Origin of the sequence: Kitasatospora phosalacinea (assembly GCF_000716545.1) — a bacterium.
In the GTDB taxonomy this organism is placed as follows: domain Bacteria; phylum Actinomycetota; class Actinomycetes; order Streptomycetales; family Streptomycetaceae; genus Kitasatospora; species Kitasatospora phosalacinea.
Map to the genome: position 1 here is coordinate 1 of NZ_JNWZ01000024.1, position 19,819 is coordinate 19,819.

A 19,819-nucleotide genomic window follows, 5' to 3' on the forward strand; every position below is an offset into this window, starting at 1 on the left:
GCCGGGAACGGCTCCCCGCGCCGGGCGGGCCGCCCCTGGGGGGCGGGTGCGGGCGGCCCGTGGGGTGGGTGCGGTTGAGGGTGCCCGCACCTGGTCCGGTCGGTTCGCGGGTCAGGCGTCCAGCGCGGTGCGGGCGTCGACGAAGGCGGCGACGGCGCGCTCGACGTCCTCGGTGCTGTGCGCGGCGGAGAGCTGGACCCGGATCCGGGCGGCGCCGTGCGGCACCACCGGGTAGGAGAAGCCGATCACGTAGACGCCCCGCTCCAGCAGCAGTTCGGCGAGCCGGCCGGCCCTGGCGGCGTCGCCGACCATGACCGGGGCGATGGCGTGCTCGCCGGGCAGGATCTCGAACCCGGCCTCGGTCATCTTCGTCCGGAACAGCTCGGTGTTGGCGCGCAGCCGGTCGCGCAGGTCGTCGCTGGTCTCCAGCAGGTCGAGCACGGTGAGCGAGGCGGCGGCGATCACCGGGGCGAGCGAGTTGGAGAACAGGTAGGGGCGGGAGCGCTGGCGCAGCAGGGCGACGATCTCGCGGCGGGCGGCGACGTAGCCGCCGGAGGCGCCGCCGAGCGCCTTGCCGAGGGTGCCGGTGATGATGTCGACGCGGTCCGTGACGCCGTGCAGTTCGGGGGTGCCGCGGCCGGTGGGGCCGACGAAGCCGACGGCGTGCGAGTCGTCGACCATGACCATGGCGTCGTAGCGGTCGGCGAGGTCGCAGATCTCGCGCAGCGGGGCGATGTAGCCGTCCATGGAGAACACGCCGTCGGTGACGATCAGGCGGCGGCGGGCGTCCTGGGTGTCCTGGAGCTGCTTCTCCAGGTCGGCGAGGTCGCGGTTGGCGTAGCGGTGGCGGCGGGCCTTGGAGAGGCGGATGCCGTCGATGATGGAGGCGTGGTTGAGGGCGTCGGAGATGACGGCGTCGCGCTCGTCGAGCAGGGTCTCGAAGACGCCGCCGTTGGCGTCGAAGCAGGAGGAGTACAGGATGGTGTCCTCCTGGCCGAGGAACTCGGACAGGCGCCGCTCCAGTTCCTTGTGCACGTCCTGGGTGCCGCAGATGAAGCGGACGGACGCCATGCCGTAGCCCCAGCGGTCCAGGGCGTCCTTGGCGGCGGTGACCACGGCGGGGTGGTCGGCGAGGCCGAGGTAGTTGTTGGCGCAGAAGTTGAGCACCTGGCCGCCGTCGCCGGAGGTGACGGTGATCTCGGCGGACTGCGGGGTGCCGATGACGCGTTCCGGCTTGAACAGGCCGGCTTCGCGGATCTCGGAGAGGGTGGCGGCGAGGTCGTCGCGGACGTTCTCGAACACGGGGTGTCGCTCCTAACGGCGGGTCGGCGGGCGGGCGCGGAGGGCGGGTTACAGCGTCGTCCAGTCGAGGATGACCTTGCCGCAGTTGCCGCCGGCGGCCTCGTCGAAGGCGGCCTCGTAGTCCCGGGCGGCGTGCCGGCCGGTGATCACCGGGGTGAGGTCGAGCCCGCCCTCGAGCAGCACGGACATCGCGTACCAGGTCTCGAACATCTCGCGGCCGTAGATGCCCTTGATGGTGAGCATCGAGGTGACCACGCGGGCCCAGTCGATCGGGAAGTCGTCGGCGGGCAGGCCGAGCATGGCGATCTTCCCGCCGTGCGTCATGTTGGCGATCATCGACTGCACCGCCTCGGGGCGGCCGGACATCTCCAGGCCGACGTCGAAGCCCTCGCGCAGGCCGAGCTGGTGCTGGCCGTCCTCGATGGTGTGCCGGGAGACGTCGAGGGCGAGGGTGACGCCGAGCTTGCGGGCGAGGTCGAGGCGGTACGGGGAGACGTCGGTGATCATGACGTTGCGGGCGCCGGCGTGCTTGGCGACGGCGGCGGCCATGATGCCGATCGGTCCGGCGCCGGTGACCAGGACGTCCTCGCCGACCAGCGGGAAGGACAGCGCGGTGTGCACGGCGTTGCCGAACGGGTCGAAGATCGCGGCGACGTCGAGGTCGACGGGGACGCGGTGCACCCAGACGTTGGAGGCGGGCAGCGCAACGTACTCGGCGAACGCGCCGTCCCGGTTGACGCCCAGGCCGATGGTATTGCGGCACAGGTGGCGGCGGCCGGCCAGGCAGTTGCGGCACTTGCCGCAGACCAGGTGGCCCTCGCCGCTGACCAGGTCGCCGACGTTGACGTCGGTGACGGCGGCGCCGGTCGCGGCGACCTCGCCGACGAACTCGTGGCCGATGGTCATCGGGGTCTTGATGGTCTGCTGGGCCCAGTTGTCCCACTTGCGGATGTGCAGGTCGGTGCCGCAGATGCCGGTGCGCAGGACCTTGATCAGGACGTCGCCGGGGCCGATCTCCGGTTCCGGGACGTCGGTCATCCAGAGTCCGGGTTCGGCGTTCAGCTTGACGAGTGCCTTCACGGCGAGCGCTCCTGACGCGGGTTCGGGCGGGTCTGCGGTCGGCAGGCCCTGGGGTGGGCCTCGCGGGGTCGCAGGCCCGGTGGGGCGGCCCGGCGTGCGGCGGTGGCCGGCCCGGCAGGGTGAAATCTGCCTGGTCACCGCGGGTGCGGTCCATCGAGGAATTCTTAACGGGTGCCACAGCTGGGCTGAACGATCGTGCCCGAGCTGGGCCCGGGCCTCCGCCTCGGCGTGCCGCAAGACACCCGGACGGAGCAGTGGCGGGGCGGCACCCGGAGGGTGTGCGCCGGGGCCTGACGGGGGGTCAGCGGAGTGTCCGCGCCTTGACCTAGCCTTGACATAACCAATTGGTCCAGTCCATTTTGTTGTGCGCGCTCCCTACGCACCTCCGCCCCCATCCCCCACTGGAGGTACCCGTGCACGCCCCCAACCGCCGCGCCACCGCGGTCGGCGCGGCCGCGCTGCTGCTGGCCACGGCCGCCGTCGCCGCCGTCCCGAGCAGCGCGAGCGCCGCGAACGTCCTGACCAACCCCGGTTTCGAGACCGGCACCCTGAGCGGCTGGTCCTGCTCCGGCGGCCTCGGCTCGGTGGTCTCCACCCCCGTCCACGGCGGCAGCAAGGCGCTGGCCGGCGCGGTCAGCGCCTCGGACAACGCCAAGTGCGTCCAGACCGTCGCGGTGCAGCCCAACACCACCTACTCGCTGTCGGGTTGGGTGCGCGGCAACTACGTGTACCTCGGTGTCACCGGCGGCACCTCGACCTGGACGCCGTCCGCGGCCGACTGGAAGCAGCTGACGGTGAGCTTCACCACCGGCGCCTCGCAGACCAGCGCCGAGGTGTACCTGAACGGCTGGTTCGGCCAGGGCACGTACTACGCGGACGACATCAGCCTGGACGGCCCGGGCGGCGGCACGCCGGACACCCAGGCGCCGACCGCGCCCAGCGGCCTGACGGCCACCTCGACGGCGGCCACCCAGGTCTCGCTGTCCTGGGGCCCCTCCAGCGACAACGTCGGCGTCACCGGCTACGACGTGTACCGCAACGGCACCCTGGTCAGCACCGTCACCGGCACCACGGCGACCGTCACCGGTCTGACCGCGGGCACGTCGTACACCTTCACCGTGAAGGCGCACGACGCCGCGGGCAACGCCTCGGCCGCGTCCAACTCGCTCTCCGTGACCACGCCTTCGGGCGGCGACACGCAGGCGCCGACCGCTCCGGGCAACCTGACGGCGACCGCCACGGCGGCCACCCAGGTCTCGCTGTCCTGGGGCGCGTCCAGCGACAACGTCGGCGTCACCGCGTACGACGTGTACAAGAACGGCGCCCTGGCGACCACCGTCACCGGCACCACGGCGACCGTCACCGGTCTGACCGCCTCGACCTCGTACACCTTCACCGTGAAGGCCCGCGACGCGGCCGGCAACGCCTCGGGGGCGTCCAACTCCCTCGCGGTGACCACGCCTTCGGGCGGCGGCGGCACGCCCGGCACCTTCAAGCAGGCCGCGCCGTACCTGTACAACGGCTGGGGCAACCCGCCGTCCCCGACCACCGTGATGAACGCGACCGGCATCAAGTGGTTCACCCTCGCCTTCGTGCTGGCGCAGAACGGCTGCAACCCGACCTGGGACGGCCAGCGCCCGCTGCTGAACGGCGTGGACCAGCAGACCATCAACGCGGTGCGGGCCGCGGGCGGCGACGTCGTCCCGTCCTTCGGCGGCTGGTCGGGCAACAAGCTCGGCCCGAACTGCGCCGACGCGAACGCGCTGGCCGGCGCCTACCAGAAGGTGATCGACGCCTACGGCCTGAAGGCGATCGACATCGACATCGAGAACACCGACGAGTTCGAGAACTACACCGTCCAGGACCGCATCCTGAGCGCGCTGAAGATCGTCAAGCAGAAGAACCCGGGCATCAAAACGATCGTCACCTTCGGCACCGCGACCAGCGGCCCGACCGCCCCCGGCAACCGGCTGATCGAGCAGTCCAAGGCGCTGGGCGCGGACATCGACGTCTTCACCATCATGCCGTTCGACTTCGGCAACGCGTCGACCGACATGTACGCCGCCACCGTCAGCGCGGCGAACGGCCTGAAGAACAAGCTCAAGTCGGTCTACGGCTGGGACGACGCCACCGCCTACTCGCACCTGGGCATCTCCGGCATGAACGGTCTCAGCGACAACAACGAGACCACCACCGTGGCCAACTGGACCGCGATCCGCGACTGGGCCAACACCAACCACATCGCCCGCCTGGCGTTCTGGTCGGTCAACCGCGACCGCGGCTGCGCGGGCGGCGGCCTGCAGGAGACCTGCTCCGGCATCGCCCAGTCCGACTGGCAGTTCACCTCCATCACGGCCGGCTTCACCGGCTGACGCACCACCACCCCCGACGGCCCCGGTCCCACCCCACAGGGACCGGGGCCGTCCCCGTGCTCAGGCGAAGGCCCGGGTGTAGTCGGGGAGTTCGACGGCGGAGGCCTTGGCGGCCTGGGCCTCCATGATGCGGCGGAGGGGTTGGCGGGTCATCCAGCGTATGGAGGCGGCGCGCAGGGCGATCATCGGGGCGCTGTTGGGGGCGTAGCCGCGGATGCCGCCGGGCGGGAGTTGCTGGGCCTGGGCGGCGTAGGGCCGCATGCGGTGCTGGTAGGCGGCGTAGGCGGCGGTGAAGTCGCCTCGGGCGGTGGCGAGTTCGCCCGCCAGGAGGTATGCGCCGACCAGGGCGAGGCTGGTGCCGAGGCCGGTGAGGGGGGTGGGGCAGCAGGCGGCGTCGCCGATCAGGGCGGTGCGGCCCCGGGCGTAGCCGTCGAGGCGGACTTGGCCGAGGTGTTCGAAGTAGAAGTCGTCGGCGTCGGCCATCGCGGCGAGCAGCCGGTCGGTCTCCCAGCCGGCGCCGGCGAACTTCTCGGTGAGCAGGCGCTGCTGGGCGGCCGGGTCGCGGCGGTCGTGGGCGATCGGGGCGGAGCGGAAGCTGAAGGCGACCTTGGTCTCGCCGGGCAGCCGGCCGGGGCGGGCCATCACGACCCGGCCGCCGGGGGCGTTGTACATCAGGAACCAGCCGTCGAGGTCGAGGTCGAGGCGGGCGGTGAACCAGGCGGTGTAGCCGCCGAGCGGGACGAAGTGCTCACTCTCCGGGCCGAAGGCGAGGCGGCGGGTGGCGGAGTGCAGGCCGTCGGCGCCGACCGCCAGGTCGAAGCGGCGGGGCGGGGCGTTCTCGAAGGTGACGTGGACGCCGTCGGCGTCCTCGCGCAGGGCGGTGAGGGTGTCGTCGAAGAGGTACTCGACGTCGTCGGCGACGGCCTCGTGGAGCAGGCCGGCCAGGTCGCCGCGGAGGATCTCCAGGTCGGAGACGATGCCCTCGCCGCCGAAGAGCTCGGTGGGCATCCGGGCGGTGTGCCGGCCGCGCCGGTCGACCAGGGCGATGCCGCGCTGGTCGACGGCGAGTTCTTCCGCCCGTTCCAGCAGGCCCATCCGCTCGATGACGGTGCGGCCGGCGCCGCGCAGGTCGACGGTCTGGCCGCCGGGCCGGGGGGCGGGGGCCCGTTCCACCACCACCGGGCGGAAGCCCGCCCTGCGTAGCCAGTACGCCAGGGCGGGGCCGGCGATGCCGCCGCCCGAGACGAGGATGTCGGGGTTGGTCGTCGCGTTCTCCATGACACTAAATGTACGCCGTACGCACTGCACTAGACAAGGGTGCTGAAGGGAGGTTCCGGATTGCTGCACTAGTGCGGTAGAGCACCTGGACGGCCGCCGGAGACTGGTGCCGCGCACCAGTCGGCAGCTAGCATGGCGCCCACTGGTGCACTAGTGCGGAGGTGGGCGGGTGGACCGCTACGAGCAGATCGCGGCCGAACTGCGGGAGCGGATCGAGCGCGGCGAACTGCGCCCGGGCGACCGGGTGCCCTCCACCCGGGAGATCACCCGCCGGTGGAACGTGGCGATGGCGACGGCCACCAAGGTGCTGGCGCAGCTGCGCGACCGGGGCCTGGTGCGGGCCGTCCCGGGCGTGGGGACGGTGGTCGCCGGGCGCCCGGACCCCGCACCGGCCCGTTCCGGGGGGCGGCAGCTGCCCCGGCGGCCCGCGCCGGAGGGCGTGCTGACGGCCGGACGGATCGTCGCGGCGGCGGTCGCGGTGGCCGACGCCGAGGGCCTGGAGGCGCTGTCGATGCGCCGGGTCGCGGCCGAGCTGGACGTGGCCACCATGTCGCTCTACCGGCACGTCCCGGACAAGGACGGCCTGGTGCACCTGATGATGGACCGGGTGTTCGCCGACGTGTCGTTCTCCGCCGCGCAGGGCGCGCTCGGCTGGCGGGCCCGGCTGGAGCTGGCCGCCCGCCTGCTCTGGGGCCTGTTCCGGGCGCACCCCTGGCTGGCGTCCGCGCTCTCGGTGACCCGGCCCCAGCCGGTGGCCAACGCGCTGCCCTTCGGCGAGTGGGTGCTCTCCGCCCTGGTCGCCGAGGGCCTGGGCGTGCAGGACGTGTTCACCGCCTACCTGACGCTGTTCAACTACGTCCGGGGCACCGCGCTCAACCTGGAGATGGAGGCCGCCGCGGAGGCCGCCACCGGGCAGGACTCCGAGGAGTGGATGGACCGGCAGGAAGGCGTGTTCATGGAGCTGGTCGCCGCCCACCCGACCTTCCTGCGGCTCACCCGGGAGGGCTACGACTTCGACCTCGACCGGCTCTTCGAGTTCGGCCTGCAACGTCTGCTGGACGGGCTGGCCGCGCTGATCGGGCGGGCGGCGGCGCCGGCTCAGGACAGCAGCGCGCCCAGGTCGTAGGAGACCGGCTCCTCCAGCTGCGCGTACGTGCAGCTCTCCGGCGCGCGGTCGGGCCGCCAGCGCTTGAACTGCGTGGTGTGCCGGAACCGGGTGCCCTCCAGGTGGTCGTAGCCGACCTCGGCCACCCGCTCGGGGCGCAGCGGCACCCAGGAGAGGTCCTTCTTCCCGGTCCAGCGGCTGACCGCGCCGGGCAGCCGACTGCCCGCCTGGGCCTGCTCGTCCTCCCAGTGCGCCCACGGGTGGTCGCCCATCCGCTCCGGGTCCAGGCGCAGCGGGGCGAGTTCGGCGGCGAGTTCGGCCCGGCGGGCCATCGGGAAGGAGGCGCTGACGCCGACGTGCTGGAGACGGCCGTCGCCGTCGTACAGGCCGAGCAGCAGCGAGCCGACCACCGGCCCGGACTTGTGCTCGCGGTAGCCGGCCACCACGCAGTCGGCGGTGCGGACGTGCTTGATCTTGAACAGGGTGCGTTCGCCGGGCCGGTAGGGGGCGTCGAGCGGTTTGGCGACCACGCCATCCAGGCCGGCGCCCTCGAAGCGGGAGAACCAGCCGCGGGCGGTGTCCAGGTCGGTGGTGGCGGGGGTGAGGTGGACGGGCGGGGCGGCGCCGGCCAGCAGCTGGGCGAGTTCGGCGCGGCGCTCGACCAGCGGGCGGCCGGTCAGGTCGTCGTCGTCCAGCGCGAGCAGGTCGAAGGCCACCAGGGTGGCGGGGGTGCGCTCGGCCAGAGTGCGGACCCGGGAGGCGGCGGGGTGGATGCGTTCCAGCAGCTCCTCGAAGTGCAGCCGCCCGTCGTGCGCGATGACGATCTCGGTGTCGACGACGCAGCGCTCGGGCAGCCCCTCCCGGACGGCCTCGACCACCTCGGGGAAGTACCTGGTCAGCGGCTTGCCGGTGCGGGAGCCGAGTTCGACCTCGTCGCCGTCGCGGAACACGATCGCCCGGAAGCCGTCCCACTTGGCCTCGTACTGCATGCCGGGCGGGATCGCGGCGACGGGCTTGGCCAGCATCGGGGAGACCGGGGGCATCACGGGGAGCTGCATGCCTCCGATGGTGGCCCGCCGGGGCGGGCGGGGACGGCGTGTCGGGCCGGGCGGCGTGTCGCGCGACGCGGGCGGGGCGGGGCGGTGCCTAGCGTGGGGGCATGGCTGGAGCAGCGGTGGAACTGGAGGTCGGCGGCCGGACGGTGCGGCTGTCGAACCCGGACAAGGTCTACTACCCGGAGCCCGGGTACACGAAGCGGGACGTCGCCGAGTACTACCTGGCGGTCGCACCGGGGGTGCTGCGCGGGCTGCGGGAGCGGCCGACCACGCTGCAGCGCTTCCCGGACGGCGTGGACGGCGAGTTCTTCTACCAGAAGCGGGCGCCGAAGAACGTCCCCGACTGGCTGCCGACCGCGCGGATCGCCTTCCCGTCCGGGCGCAGCGCGGACGAGGTCTGCCCGACCGAGGAGGCCGCCGTGCTGTGGGCGGCGAACCTGGGCTGCCTGACCTTCCACCCCTGGCCGGTGCGCCGCGCCGACACCGAGCACCCGGACGAGCTGCGCATCGACCTGGACCCGCAGCCCGGCACCGGTTTCGCCGACGCCGTCCGCGCCGCGCTGCAACTGCGGCCGCTGCTGGAGGAGTTCGGGCTGACCGGCTGGCCCAAGACGTCCGGCGGCCGGGGCCTGCACGTGTACGTGCCGGTCGAACCGCGCTGGACGTTCACCGAGTGCCGGCACGCCGTGATCGCGCTCGGCCGCGAGCTGGAGCACCGCTCGGGCGGCGAGGTCACCACCGCCTGGTGGAAGGAGGAGCGCGGCGCCCGGATCTTCGTCGACTACAACCAGATGGCCCGCGACCGCACCATCGCCTCCCCGTACTCGCTGCGCCGCCGCCCGCAGGCCACCGCCTCCGCGCCGCTGCGCTGGGAGGAGCTGGAACGGGTCTCCCCCGCCGACTTCACGCTGCGCACGCTGCCCGGGCGGTTCGCCGAACTCGGCGACGTGCACGCCGGCATGGACGGCCGACCCGCTTCGCTGGAGAAGGTGTTGGAGCTCTACGCGCACCAGGGGGCGGGCGACCTGCCCTACCCGCCGGACTTCCCGAAGATGCCGGGCGAGCCGTCCCGGGTGCAGCCGAGCCGGGCCAGGAAGCGGGACTGACGGCCGGGCGGGGGGCGGGCCGGCCGGGACGGGGACGAGGCGGGACGGGGAGCGGGAGGGGACGCGGGCGGAAAAGCCGTGGAACCCCGTCCGCGCCGTCCGTAGCATGCGCGGGTCGGCCCGCCCCCGCTCCAGGGGCCCGCACCTGTCAGGGAGTCAGGATGTCCGCTCCGCGCGCCCTGTTGCCGCGTTCCGCTCCGTCCGCCGCCGGCGTCTCGTCCCGGGCGGTCGGCGCGCTGCTGGACCGCCTGGCGGCGCGTTCCGTCGAGTGCCACTCCCTGATGGTGGTGCACCGGGGGCGGGTCGTCGCCGAGGGCTGGTGGGCGCCGTACTCGGCCGAACGCCCGCACCTGCTCTACTCGTTGACCAAGTCGTTCACCTCGGTCGCGGTGGGCCTGGCGGTCGCCGACGGGCTGCTGTCGACGGAGGACCGGGTGGTGGACGTGCTGCCCGAGCGGGTGCCGGCCGGCGCCTCCGAGCAGGCCCGCCGGCTCACCGTCCACCACCTGCTGACGATGACCGCCGGGCACCCCGTGGACAGCCTCGCCGAGGCGTGGGAGCGCGAGCCCGGCGACCTGGTGAAGGGCTTCCTGGGCCTGCCGTTCGCCGTCCCCGAGGGGACGCGGCACGTCTACGACAACGCGACCACCTTCCTGCTGGCCCGGATGGTGGAGCGGGTCACGGGGCGCGGCCTGCCGGAGTTCCTCGACGAGCGCCTGTTCGGGCCGATGGGCGTCGACCACGCCGAGTGGGACCGGGTCGGCAGCGGCGCCGCGTTCGGGTTCCACGGGCTGCACCTGAGGACCGAGGCGGTGGCGGCCTTCGGCGAACTGCTGCTGCGCGGCGGCCGCCGGGGCGGGCGGCAGCTCGTCCCGGCCGAATGGGTGGAGCTGGCGACGGCCCGGCACGTCGACTCGGTGCCGTTCCGGGAGGGCGTGGACGACCCGGACTTCTCCTGCGGCTACGGCTACCAGTTCTGGATGTCCCGGCACGGCTACCACGGCCACGGCGCCTTCGGGCAGCAGTGCGTGGTCGTCCCCTCGCACGACCTGGTGGTGGCCGTCACCGCGCAGGGCGACTCCCAGCCGGTGCTCGACGCCCTGTGGGAGTGCCTGCTGCCCGGTGTCGGCCGGGCGGACGGCCCGGACGACGACGCGGCGCTGGCCGAGCGGCTGCGGCGGCTCTCGCTGCCGCCGGTGCCGGGCGCCGCCGGGCCGGGGCGCTCGGCCCGCGCGGTGCTCGACGCCTCCCCCGAGGGCTCCGCGCTCCCGGACGGGGCGGCGGTGTCCGTCGATCCGGCCGACGGGGGGTGGCGCGTGCGCCTCGGCCCGCTCCCGGAGATCCTGGTCGGGCACGGCGGCTGGCGGGAGAGCGCCCCGCTGGGCCGCCCGGTCCTCGCGGTCGGCGCCTGGCAGGACGGCCCCCGACAGGACGGCCCCCGGCAGGACGGCCCCCGGCAGGACGGCGCCTTCGTCGCCGACCTGTACCCGGTCGCCACCCCGCACCGCGTCCGGTTGGTGGTGGACGGCGCGGCGGGGAGGGCCACGGCGGTGTGGAGCACCGTCCCGCTGACCGGTCCCCGGCTGGAGTTGCACCTGCGCTCGCCGCTGATGACCCGGCCGGACGTCGGGTAGCGCGGGTGCTCGGGTGCGCGCCGGGCGGGGCGCTGACCCACTGTCAGGCGATCGCGCTCGCGCTCGCGGCGGCGACGGAGACGGCGACGGCCAGCGGGTCGCGGGCGGGGCGGCCGAGGAGGTCGGTGAGGTCGGGGGTGGTCCCGGCGAGGAAGCCGTGGCGGATGCCGGTGGCGATCGAGGCGAGCATCGGCGGTTGGAACGGGAGGAGTCCGGGGGTCTCGTCGAGGAGGCGGCGGTACTCCTCCAGTCCGATGGTGCGGTGCGGGACGCCGAGCCGGTCGGCGACCTGTCCGGCCGTGACGGGCGGGCCGACCAGGTCGAGGGTCCGGCCGCGGTACGGGGCCGGGTCGGCCGCGACGGCCGCCGCGGCGTCGGCGAGGTCCGCCCGGGCGACGGCGGCCAGGGCGCCGTCGCCGAACGGGGATTCCAGGCCGCCGTCGTTCCAGGTCAGCAGGGCACCGAAGAGTTCGGCGTACAGGCCGTTGCGCAGGATCGTCCAGGGCAGGGCGCCGGTGCGCAGCAGTCGTTCGGTGGCGCGGTGGGCGGCGGCGAAGGCGAGGTGGTCGCCGGCCGTGGTGAGGCTGGTGTAGACGACGTGGCCGACGCCGTCGCGGGCGGCGGCGTCCAGGACGGCCGCGTGCCGGGCGATCACCCGGTCGTCCTCGGCGTAGCCCGCGGAGACCAGCACCAGGGTGGAGACGCCGGTGAGGTCGAGGCTCGCCGGGTCGTCGAAGTCGAGCCGGCGGGTCCCCTCCCCCGGGGTGCGGCTGCCTCCGGTCGCCGGGGTGCCGCGGTCCCGCAGGGCCGTGAGGATCGCCGAGCCGAGGTTCCCGTTCGCTCCCGTCACCAGGATCATGCCGGTCACCGCCTTCCGTCGTGGTTCTCTTCGGTAACTAGGCTTGATCCTCGATCGCAGCACCACCGGCCACAAGGAGGCAGTTCGGTGTCACTCACGCACACGGGAGTAACCACCCCCGCGGACCTCGACCCCTGCGGGCGGCACGACCACCCCGACTGCGGGATCCGGGACGTGCTGGACCGGATCGGCGACAAGTGGTCGGTGCTCGTGGTCGTCGAACTCGCGGGCGGGCCGCGCCGGTTCCGCGAGTTGCAGCGCGCCGTCGAGGGCATCTCGCAGCGGATGCTCACGCTCACCGTCCGCCGGCTCGAACGCGACGGCCTGGTGCGGCGCACCGTGTACCCGACCGTCCCGGCGCAGGTCGACTACCGGCTGACCGACACGGGGGCCGGACTGACCCACCTGGTCAAGGCGCTCGCCGACTGGTCGCTCGCGCACCGCGAGGTGATCGCCGAGGCCCGGGCGGCGTACGACCTGGAGCACCCGGGCCACGACATCCGCTGACGGCGCGCCACCGGCCTGCCCGGACCGCACACCTAGCCGGTGGCCGGGCGCAGGCGCAGGCGCTCGCCCTGGGGGCCGAACATGACCAGGTACTCGGTGGGGCGGTCGGGGGCGGCGTTGGCGACTCCGTGCGGGGTGCGGGTGTCGAACTCGGTGGCCTCCCCGGCGGTCAGGACCAGGTCGCGGTCGCCGAGGGCGAGGTGGAGGCGGCCGGAGAGCACGCACAGCCATTCGTGGCCCGGGTGGGAGACCTGGCGGGGCCGCGGCGGGGGCTGGGCGGTGTCCGTGGCGGGCGGGACGGCGGGCAGGACGTGCTTGTGGGCGTGCAGGCCGCCGACGTAGGGGGTCAGCGGGAGCACCGTCTTGGCGTTCGCCGGGCGGGCGCGGCGGGGCACGGACGCGGGTGCGGGCCGGGCGGTGCCGGTCAGTTCGTCGAGCGGGACGCCGTACTCCCGGGCGAGCAGGAGCAGCACCTCCAGGGTGGGTCTGCGGCGGCCGGTCTCCATCCGGGACAGCGTGCTGGGGGTGAGGCCGGTGGCGCGGCACGCCTCGCTGAGGCTGGCGCCGTGCCGTTCGCGGGCGGCGCGCAGTCGGGGTCCCATCGCGGCCAGCAGGCGGTCCACGTGGCCGTCCGGGGTTTCGGTGGTCATCCGCCTGGCGCCTCCTGCCTGGGGTTTTGCCGATACGGCAAGGATAGTCCCCCCGGCGGGACGGGGTGGCGCATGATCGACGCGTCCCCTCGTCCGTCCCGTCCGCTGGAGGAGCCGTCATGTCCGTCTCGCGAGGAACCGCCGCGCCGGGCCCGGTCGCCGGGCCGCGTCACCGAACCGTCGCCGGCCCCGGTGGGCGGCTGCACGCGGTGGAGCAGGGGGAGGGTCCGCTGGTGCTGCTGGTGCACGGGTTCCCGGAGTCCTGGTACTCGTGGCGGCACCAGCTGCCGGCGCTCGCCGCGGCGGGGTACCGGGCGGTGGCGCCGGACGTGCGCGGCTACGGGCGTTCGTCCCGGCCGGCCGGTCCGGCGGCGTACCGGATGCGGGAGCTGGTGGCGGACAACCTGGCGCTGGTGCGGGCGCTGGGCGCGGAGACGGCGGTGGTGGTCGGGCACGACTGGGGGTCGAACATCGCGGCGGCGTCCGCGCTGCTGCACCCGGAGGTGTTCCGCGCGGTGGGCCTGCTGAGCGTGCCGTACGCCCCGCCGGGCGGGCCGCGGCCGAGCGAGGTGTTCGCGGGGATGGGCGGGCCGGAGGAGTTCTACGTCTCGTACTTCCAGCGTCCGGGGCGGGCCGAGGCCGAGATCGAGCCGGACGTCCGGGGCTGGCTGGCGGGTTTCTTCGCGGCGCTGTCGGCGGACACCATGCCGGGCCCGGAGGCGCCCGACCCGCACTTCGTCTCCCGCGCCGAGGGGGCCACGCTGCGCGAGCGCTTTCCGCGCGGGGTGCGCCCCGGTTGGCTGTCGGAGGCCGATCTCGACTTCTACGCGGGCGAGTTCGAGCGCACCGGCCTGACGGGCGCGCTGAACCGCTACCGGAACATGGACCGGGACTGGGCGGAGCTGGCCGAGTTCGACGGCCGGCCGATCGAACAGCCCGCGCTGTTCGTCGGCGGGACGCGGGACGCCTCGACCACCTGGATGGCCGGGGCGATCGACGCCTTCCCGCGCACGCTGCCCGCGCTGGCCGCCGCCCACCTGCTGGAGGGCTGCGGCCACTGGGTGCAGCAGGAGCGCGCCGTGGAGGTCAACGAGCTGCTGGTCTCCTGGCTCGACGCGCTCTCGAAGGGCTGACGCTCCGTCAGGAGGGCTGCGGGGAGCGCTCCTCGACGACAACGGCGGGCTGCGGGGCGGGCGCGGCGGCGGCCGGGCGGCGGACCAGCAGGACGACCAGGGCGGCGGCGAGCAGTCCGGCCGCGCCGGCGGTCAGGTAGACGTGGTCGAGGGCGGCGGCGTAGGCGTGCCGTGGGCCGGCGCCGTCCCGGTCGCGCAGGGTGCGCTGGAAGACGGTGCCGAGGGCGGCGATGCCCAGGGCGTAGCCGAGCTGGCGGGCGGTGTTGAAGGCGCCGGAGGCCATGCCGGCGCGTTCGCGCGGGACGGTGGCGAGGGTGGCGGACATCATCTGCGGGGTGGCCAGGCCGACGCCGGTGCCGGTGCCCAGCAGGCCGGGCAGCAGGGCCGTCCAGTCGGAGCCGGACGAGACCAGGGCGAGCAGCAGGGTGCCGGTGCCGATCAGGGCCAGGCCGAGGGCGATCGGCAGCCTCGGGGGTGCGCCGCGCAGCAGCCGGGTGCCGAGCGGGGCGGTGACGAACGCGGCGGCGGCGAGCGGGCAGACGGCGAGTCCGGCGCTCAGCGGGCCGAGGTGGAGGACCTGCTGGAGCCACAGGCCGGTGTAGGTGAGTTGGGCGAAGGCGGCGGCGCTGAGCAGCAGTCCGGCGGCGGCGAGTCCGGCGAAGGCGGGGTTGCGCAGCAGGCCCAGGTCCAGCAGGGGGTGCGCGGTGCGCAGTTCGACGGTGGTGAAGACGGCGAGGGCGAGCGCGGCGGCGGCCAGGACGGCGAGCACCAGGGGGTCGGTCCAGCCGCGTTCGCCGCTCTCGATCAGGCCGTAGGTGAGGGCGGCGGCGAACAGGGTGAAGGCGGCGGCGCCGGGCAGGTCGAAGCGTCCGGCGGGGCGGGCGGTGCGGGCGGGGTCGGCGGCGAGGCGGCGGACGGTGAGCCAGCCGGCCAGCGCGGCGACCGGCAGGTTGACCAGGAAGATCGAGCGCCAGCCGAACTGCTGGGTGAGCAGCCCGCCGAGCACCGGTCCGGCGGCGGCCGCGGCACCGTTGACGGCGCCCCAGACGCCGAACGCGGTGCCCCGGTCGCGGCCCTGGTACGCGGTGTTCAGCAGGGCCGTGGTGGAGGTCATCATGGCGGCGCCGCCGATGCCCTGGACGGCGCGGGCGGCGATCAGGGTGCCGGCGCCGGGGGCGAGCGCGCAGACCAGCGAGGCGAGGCCGAAGGCGGCGAGGCCGGCCAGGTAGAGGCGGCGGTGGCCGAGGCGGTCGCCGAGCGAGCCGAAGACCATCAGCAGGGCGGCGAGGGTGAGGGCGTACACGTCGACCACCCACTGCAGGGCGGTGAAGGTGGAGTGCAGGTCCTCGGACATCTCGGGCAGCGCGGTGTTCACGATGCTGGCGTCGACCAGCAGCATGAACGCGCCGACGCAGATCGCCGTCAGGGGTGTCCACTTGCGCACGGGGCGGCCGTCCTTCCGGGGCGGGGTCGCTTGTTCTCCCCGTACTGTCGGGCCGGGGCGCGGCTTTCCCCTAGCCGGTGCGCCGCTCTCGGCGTTTTCCGACGCTGTCTATCATGGGGCGGTGGGATCCGACACGCACGACCTGATCGACCGACAGCTGGTGCACGCGCTGCAACTGGCCCCGCGGGCGGCGTTCAGCCGGCTGGCGGCGGTGCTGGGGGTGTCCGACCAGACGGTGGCGCGCCGGTACGGGCGGCTGCGCGGGACGGGGGCGATCCGGGTGCTGGGGTTGAGCGACCCGGAGCGGCTGGGCGAGGTGCGCTGGCAGCTGCGGGTGCGCTGCACGCCGGACTCGGCGGGGGCGGTGGCGGCCGCGCTGGCCCGGCGGGAGGACACCGTGTGGGTGTCGCTGAACTCGGGCGGCACCGAGATCGCCTGCACGACCCGCACCCCGCCGGACCGCTCGGACCACTCGCTGCTGCTCCAGCACCTGCCGCGCACGCCGAGCGTGCTGGGCGTGGCCGCGCACTGCGTGCTGCACACCTTCTTCGGCGGGGCGCAGAGCCTCACGGCCAAGTCCGGCGCGCTGACTGCCGAACAGGTCGCGGCGCTCACCGCGACCGGGCCGCGGGCGGCCGAACCCGACTCCCCCGCAGCGGAGTTGGACGCGACGGACCGGCGGCTGCTGGGCGTGCTGGCGGTGGACGGGCGGGCCCCGCTGGCCGAACTGGCGGTCGCCTGCGGGAAGTCGGAGAGCACGGTGCGCCGCCGGCTGGAGGAGCTGACCGCGTCCGGCGCGCTGTACTTCGACCTGGACGTGGACTGGCGGTTCTTCGGGCTGCGCACCCACACCTGCCTGTGGCTGAACGTGGTTCCGTCCGAACTGGCCGCCGCCGGTGCGGCGTTGGCCGGGCACCCGGAGGTGGCGTACGCCTGCGCGACGACCGGCCCGAGCAACCTGCACGCGGTGGTGATCACCCGCAGCGTGCGGGAGCTGTACGGCTACCTGACCACCCGGGTGGCGGCGCTGCCGGGGGTGCAGCACCTGGAGACCGCGCCGACCATCCGGATCGTCAAGGGGCCGGGCCCGCTGCCGCTGTCCTCCCCGCGCGACATCTGACGGCTCGTCAGACGGTCTGCGGGATGCGGGCGGTGAGTTCAGCGAGGGCGTCGCGGGCGGTGGCGAGTTCGCCGATCCGCATCATGTGACCCGCCCCACGCCGCCGCGACCTGAACCTCACACCGGTGTCACATCCCACGGTTGCCGACATGACGACGAACCAGGACACGAACGCGCACGCGCACGGCACCGACCCCACCGGGCCCGTCGCACTGTACGGCTTCCTCACCCCGAAGGACGGGCACCGGGAGCAACTCCGGGAGCTGCCGGCCTCGTTGGTGGAGCCATCGCGCTCGCACGCCGGCAACCTGGTGTACCGGCTGCACGAGCAGCAGGACGGCCGGTTCTTCCTGTACGAGCTGTGGGCGAGCCGGGCGGACCTCGCGCTGCACCACGGCACGGCCGTGCTCGAGGACGTGCTGGCGCGGCTTCCGGAGCACTTGGCGGGTGCCCCGGAAGCCCACGAGGGGTGGTTGGCCGGCGAGCCGGTCAGCTCCGCAGGAACTCGCGGTTGAGGCGGGCGATGCCGGTCAGCGGGATGCCCTTGGGGCAGGCGGTGGCGCACTCGCCGGTGTTGGTGCAGCCGCCGAAGCCCTCGGCGTCCATGGTCTCCACCATGTTCCGCACCCGGGAGGCGCGTTCGGGCGCGCCCTGCGGGAGGACGTTGAGGTGGACGACCTTGGCGGCGGTGAACAGCATCGCCGAGCCGTTGGGGCAGGCGGCGACGCAGGCCCCGCAGCCGATGCACTCGGCGTGCTCGAAGGCCAGGTCGGCGGCCTCCTTGGGGACGGGCGTGGCGTGCGCCTCGGGAGCGGAACCGGTGGGGGCGGTGACGTAGCCGCCGGAGCCGATGATCCGGTCGAGGGCGGAGCGGTCCACCATCAGGTCGCGGACCACGGGGAAGGCGCCGGCCCGCCAGGGTTCGACGTCGATGGTGTCGCCGTCGTCGAAGTGCCGCATGTGCAGCTGGCAGGTGGTGGTGCGTTCGGGGCCGTGGGCCTGGCCGTTGATGACCATGCCGCAGGCGCCGCAGATGCCCTCGCGGCAGTCGTGGTCGAAGGCGACCGGGCGTTCGCCGCGCAGGATCAGCTCCTCGTTGAGGGTGTCGAGCATCTCCAGGAAGGACATGTCCTCGCTGATCCCGGAGACCCGGTACTCGGTCATCTCGCCCGGGGTCTCCGGGCCTTGCTGGCGCCAGATGCGCAGGGTGAGGTTCACGCGTAGCTCCGCTGGGTGGGGTGGACGTGCTCGAAGACGAGATCTTCCTTGTGCAGGACGGGTGCGGTGCCGGTGCCGGTGAACTCCCAGGCGGCGGCGTAGCCGAACTCCTCGTCGCGGCGGGCGGCTTCGCCGTCGGGGGTGGCGGACTCGGTACGGAAGTGGCCGCCGCAGGACTCGGCGCGGTGCAGCGCGTCCAGGCACATCAGTTCGGCGAGTTCGAAGTAGTCGACCAGCCGGTTGGCCTTCTCCAGCGCCTGGTTGAGCTCCTCGCCGGTGCCGGGCACCTTGATCCGGCGCCAGAACTCCTCGCGGATCTCCGGGATCCGGGCCAGGGCGCGGCGCAGTCCGGCCTCCTCGCGGGCCATTCCGCACTCCTCCCAGAGGAGTTCGCCGAGTTCGCGGTGGAAGGAGTCGGGGGTGCGGTCGCCGTCGACGGCCAGGATCAGGTTCAGCCGGTCGGCGGACTCGGCTTCCACGGCGGTGAGTTCGGGGTGGTCGGCCGGGACGGCGTCCAGCTTGGTGCGGCCCAGGTAGTCGTTGAGGGTCGGCGGCAGCACGAAGTAGCCGTCGGCGAGGCCCTGCATCAGGGCGCTGGCGCCGAGCCGGTTGGCGCCGTGGTCGGAGAAGTTGGCCTCGCCGATCGCGAACAGGCCCGGGATGGTGGTCTGCAGGTCGTAGTCGACCCAGAGTCCGCCCATCGTGTAGTGGATCGCCGGGTAGATCCGCATCGGGACGGTGTACGGGTCCTCGGCGGTGATCCGCTCGTACATCTCGAACAGGTTGCCGTACTTGGCCTCGACGGCGTCCCGGCCGAGCCGGGCGATGGCGTCGGCGAAGTCCAGGTAGACGCCCTGCCCGCCGGGGCCGACGCCGCGGCCCTCGTCGCAGACCACCTTGGCGGCCCGGGAGGCGATGTCGCGGGGCACCAGGTTGCCGAACGCCGGGTAGATCCGCTCCAGGTAGTAGTCGCGCTCGTCCTCGGGGATCCGCGCGGGCGGGCGGGTGTCGCCCTTGGCCTTGGGGACCCAGATCCGGCCGTCGTTGCGCAGCGACTCGCTCATCAGGGTCAGCTTGGACTGGTGGTCGCCGGAGCGCGGGATGCAGGTGGGGTGGATCTGGGTGAAGCACGGGTTGGCGAACAGGGCGCCGCGCCGGTGGGCGCGCCAGATCGCGGTGGCGTTGGAGTTCTTGGCGTTGGTGGAGAGGTAGAAGACGTTGCCGTAGCCGCCGGTGGCGAGCACCACGGCGTCCGCGGTGTAGGAGCGGATCTCGCCGGTGACCAGGTCGCGGGCGACGATGCCGCGGGCCCGGCCGTCGACCACCAGCAGGTCGAGCATCTCGGTGCGCGGGTGCATCTCGACGTTCCCGGCGGCGATCTGCCGCGACAGCGCCTGGTAGGCGCCGAGCAGCAGCTGCTGGCCGGTCTGGCCGCGGGCGTAGAAGGTGCGGGAGACCTGGACGCCGCCGAAGGAGCGGGTGTCGAGCAGGCCGCCGTACTCGCGGGCGAACGGGACGCCCTGGGCCACGCACTGGTCGATGATCTCCACCGAGACCTCGGCGAGGCGGTGCACGTTGGACTCGCGGGCCCGGAAGTCGCCGCCCTTGACGGTGTCGTAGAACAGCCGGCGCACCGAGTCGCCGTCGTTGCGGTAGTTCTTGGCCGCGTTGATGCCGCCCTGCGCGGCGATCGAGTGGGCCCGGCGCGGGGAGTCCTGGAAGCAGAACTGGACGACGTGGTAGCCCTGTTCGGCCAGGGTCGCGCCGGCCGCGCCGCCGGCCAGGCCGGTGCCCACCACGATCACGGTGTGCTTGCGGCGGTTGGCCGGGTTGACCAGCTTGGCCTCGAACCGCCGCTGCTGCCACCGCTGTTCGATCGGCCCGGCCGGGGCGGCGGTGTCGGCGACGGGTTCGCCGAGCGTGTAGTCGAGGTAGCTCATCGGGGCGTCTCCATGG

Annotated in this window: 17 protein-coding genes; 8 read left to right on the forward strand and 9 right to left on the reverse strand. The window is 73.9% G+C overall.

Going from position 1 to position 19,819, the window contains the following annotated elements; all coding sequences use genetic code 11:
- Nucleotides 1-111: 111 nt before the first annotated feature.
- Together OO48_RS14380 and tdh are read right to left on the reverse strand one after the other, a co-directional pair.
- Entirely contained in the window at nt 112-1,302 is a 1,191-nt protein-coding gene (locus OO48_RS14380; RefSeq protein WP_033216009.1) for a glycine C-acetyltransferase, read from the reverse strand.
- Nucleotides 1,303-1,350: 48 nt separating this feature from the next.
- The gene (gene tdh, locus OO48_RS14385; RefSeq protein ID WP_033216011.1) at nt 1,351-2,382 is read right to left on the reverse strand and encodes an L-threonine 3-dehydrogenase; all 1,032 of its coding nucleotides are present in this window, start codon (nt 2,380-2,382) and stop codon (nt 1,351-1,353) included.
- A gap of 413 nt (nt 2,383-2,795) precedes the next feature.
- Between tdh and OO48_RS14390 the strand changes: the two genes are divergently transcribed.
- Nucleotides 2,796-4,754 carry a fibronectin type III domain-containing protein gene (locus OO48_RS14390; protein WP_063830674.1) on the forward strand — a complete coding sequence of 653 codons (1,959 nt, stop codon included), beginning with the start codon at nt 2,796-2,798 and terminating at the stop codon, nt 4,752-4,754.
- Nucleotides 4,755-4,814: 60 nt separating this feature from the next.
- Here the strand turns inward: OO48_RS14390 and OO48_RS14395 are convergent, their stop codons facing one another.
- Nucleotides 4,815-6,032 (reverse strand): FAD-dependent monooxygenase, encoded by a 1,218-nt coding sequence (locus OO48_RS14395; protein WP_033216013.1) that lies wholly within the window; start codon nt 6,030-6,032, stop codon nt 4,815-4,817.
- 169 nt (nt 6,033-6,201) lie between these two features.
- Here OO48_RS14395 and OO48_RS14400 point away from each other — a divergent pair, with 169 nt between their 5' ends.
- A complete protein-coding gene (locus tag OO48_RS14400) occupies nt 6,202-7,158 on the forward strand; it encodes a TetR/AcrR family transcriptional regulator (RefSeq protein WP_033216015.1) in 957 nt (318 codons plus the stop codon).
- Here OO48_RS14400 and OO48_RS14405 read toward each other — a convergent pair.
- A complete protein-coding gene (locus OO48_RS14405) occupies nt 7,131-8,195 on the reverse strand; it encodes an ATP-dependent DNA ligase (protein ID WP_033216017.1) in 1,065 nt (354 codons plus the stop codon). The genes OO48_RS14400 and OO48_RS14405 overlap by 28 nt on opposite strands.
- A 101-nt stretch (nt 8,196-8,296) precedes the next feature.
- Between OO48_RS14405 and ligD the strand changes: the two genes are divergently transcribed.
- Nucleotides 8,297-9,298: a non-homologous end-joining DNA ligase gene (gene ligD, locus OO48_RS14410; RefSeq protein ID WP_209439481.1), complete on the forward strand. Its 1,002-nt coding sequence runs from the start codon at nt 8,297-8,299 to the stop codon at nt 9,296-9,298.
- A gap of 161 nt (nt 9,299-9,459) precedes the next feature.
- The gene (locus tag OO48_RS14415) at nt 9,460-10,932 is read left to right on the forward strand and encodes a serine hydrolase domain-containing protein (protein ID WP_051732126.1); all 1,473 of its coding nucleotides are present in this window, start codon (nt 9,460-9,462) and stop codon (nt 10,930-10,932) included.
- A 43-nt stretch (nt 10,933-10,975) separates the two neighbouring features.
- On the opposite strand, the gene OO48_RS14420 is transcribed toward OO48_RS14415, so the two are convergent.
- Nucleotides 10,976-11,791, reverse strand: a complete 816-nt coding sequence (locus tag OO48_RS14420; protein ID WP_033216113.1) for an NAD(P)H-binding protein — start codon at nt 11,789-11,791, stop codon at nt 10,976-10,978.
- Nucleotides 11,792-11,878: 87 nt separating this feature from the next.
- On the opposite strand from OO48_RS14420, the gene OO48_RS14425 reads away from it, so the two are divergent.
- Complete coding sequence (locus tag OO48_RS14425) at nt 11,879-12,298, forward strand: winged helix-turn-helix transcriptional regulator (RefSeq protein ID WP_033216021.1); 420 nt, start codon at nt 11,879-11,881, stop codon at nt 12,296-12,298.
- A 32-nt stretch (nt 12,299-12,330) separates the two neighbouring features.
- Here the strand turns inward: OO48_RS14425 and OO48_RS14430 are convergent, their stop codons facing one another.
- Complete coding sequence (locus tag OO48_RS14430) at nt 12,331-12,948, reverse strand: helix-turn-helix domain-containing protein (protein WP_033216023.1); 618 nt, start codon at nt 12,946-12,948, stop codon at nt 12,331-12,333.
- Nucleotides 12,949-13,067: 119 nt separating this feature from the next.
- Between OO48_RS14430 and OO48_RS14435 the strand changes: the two genes are divergently transcribed.
- Complete coding sequence (locus OO48_RS14435; RefSeq protein WP_033216025.1) at nt 13,068-14,081, forward strand: alpha/beta hydrolase; 1,014 nt, start codon at nt 13,068-13,070, stop codon at nt 14,079-14,081.
- A gap of 7 nt (nt 14,082-14,088) precedes the next feature.
- Here OO48_RS14435 and OO48_RS14440 read toward each other — a convergent pair whose 3' ends face one another.
- Nucleotides 14,089-15,525, reverse strand: a complete 1,437-nt coding sequence (locus tag OO48_RS14440) for an MFS transporter (RefSeq protein ID WP_033216027.1) — start codon at nt 15,523-15,525, stop codon at nt 14,089-14,091.
- 121 nt (nt 15,526-15,646) lie between these two features.
- Here OO48_RS14440 and OO48_RS14445 point away from each other — a divergent pair, with 121 nt between their 5' ends.
- A complete protein-coding gene (locus OO48_RS14445) occupies nt 15,647-16,645 on the forward strand; it encodes an Lrp/AsnC family transcriptional regulator (protein WP_033216029.1) in 999 nt (332 codons plus the stop codon).
- Nucleotides 16,646-16,794: 149 nt separating this feature from the next.
- Nucleotides 16,795-17,160, forward strand: coding sequence for a putative quinol monooxygenase (locus tag OO48_RS14450; RefSeq protein WP_033216031.1), 366 nt, complete (start codon nt 16,795-16,797; stop codon nt 17,158-17,160).
- Here the strand turns inward: OO48_RS14450 and OO48_RS14455 are convergent.
- Both OO48_RS14455 and OO48_RS14460 read right to left on the reverse strand, forming a co-directional pair.
- A complete protein-coding gene (locus OO48_RS14455; protein WP_033216033.1) occupies nt 17,135-17,863 on the reverse strand; it encodes a succinate dehydrogenase/fumarate reductase iron-sulfur subunit in 729 nt (242 codons plus the stop codon). The two genes, OO48_RS14450 and OO48_RS14455, sit on opposite strands and share 26 nt — an antisense overlap.
- Nucleotides 17,860-19,803, reverse strand: a complete 1,944-nt coding sequence (locus OO48_RS14460) for a fumarate reductase/succinate dehydrogenase flavoprotein subunit (RefSeq protein WP_033216035.1) — start codon at nt 19,801-19,803, stop codon at nt 17,860-17,862. The genes OO48_RS14455 and OO48_RS14460 overlap by 4 nt, the downstream gene beginning before the upstream one ends.
- Between the last annotated feature and the right edge of the window lie 16 nt (nt 19,804-19,819).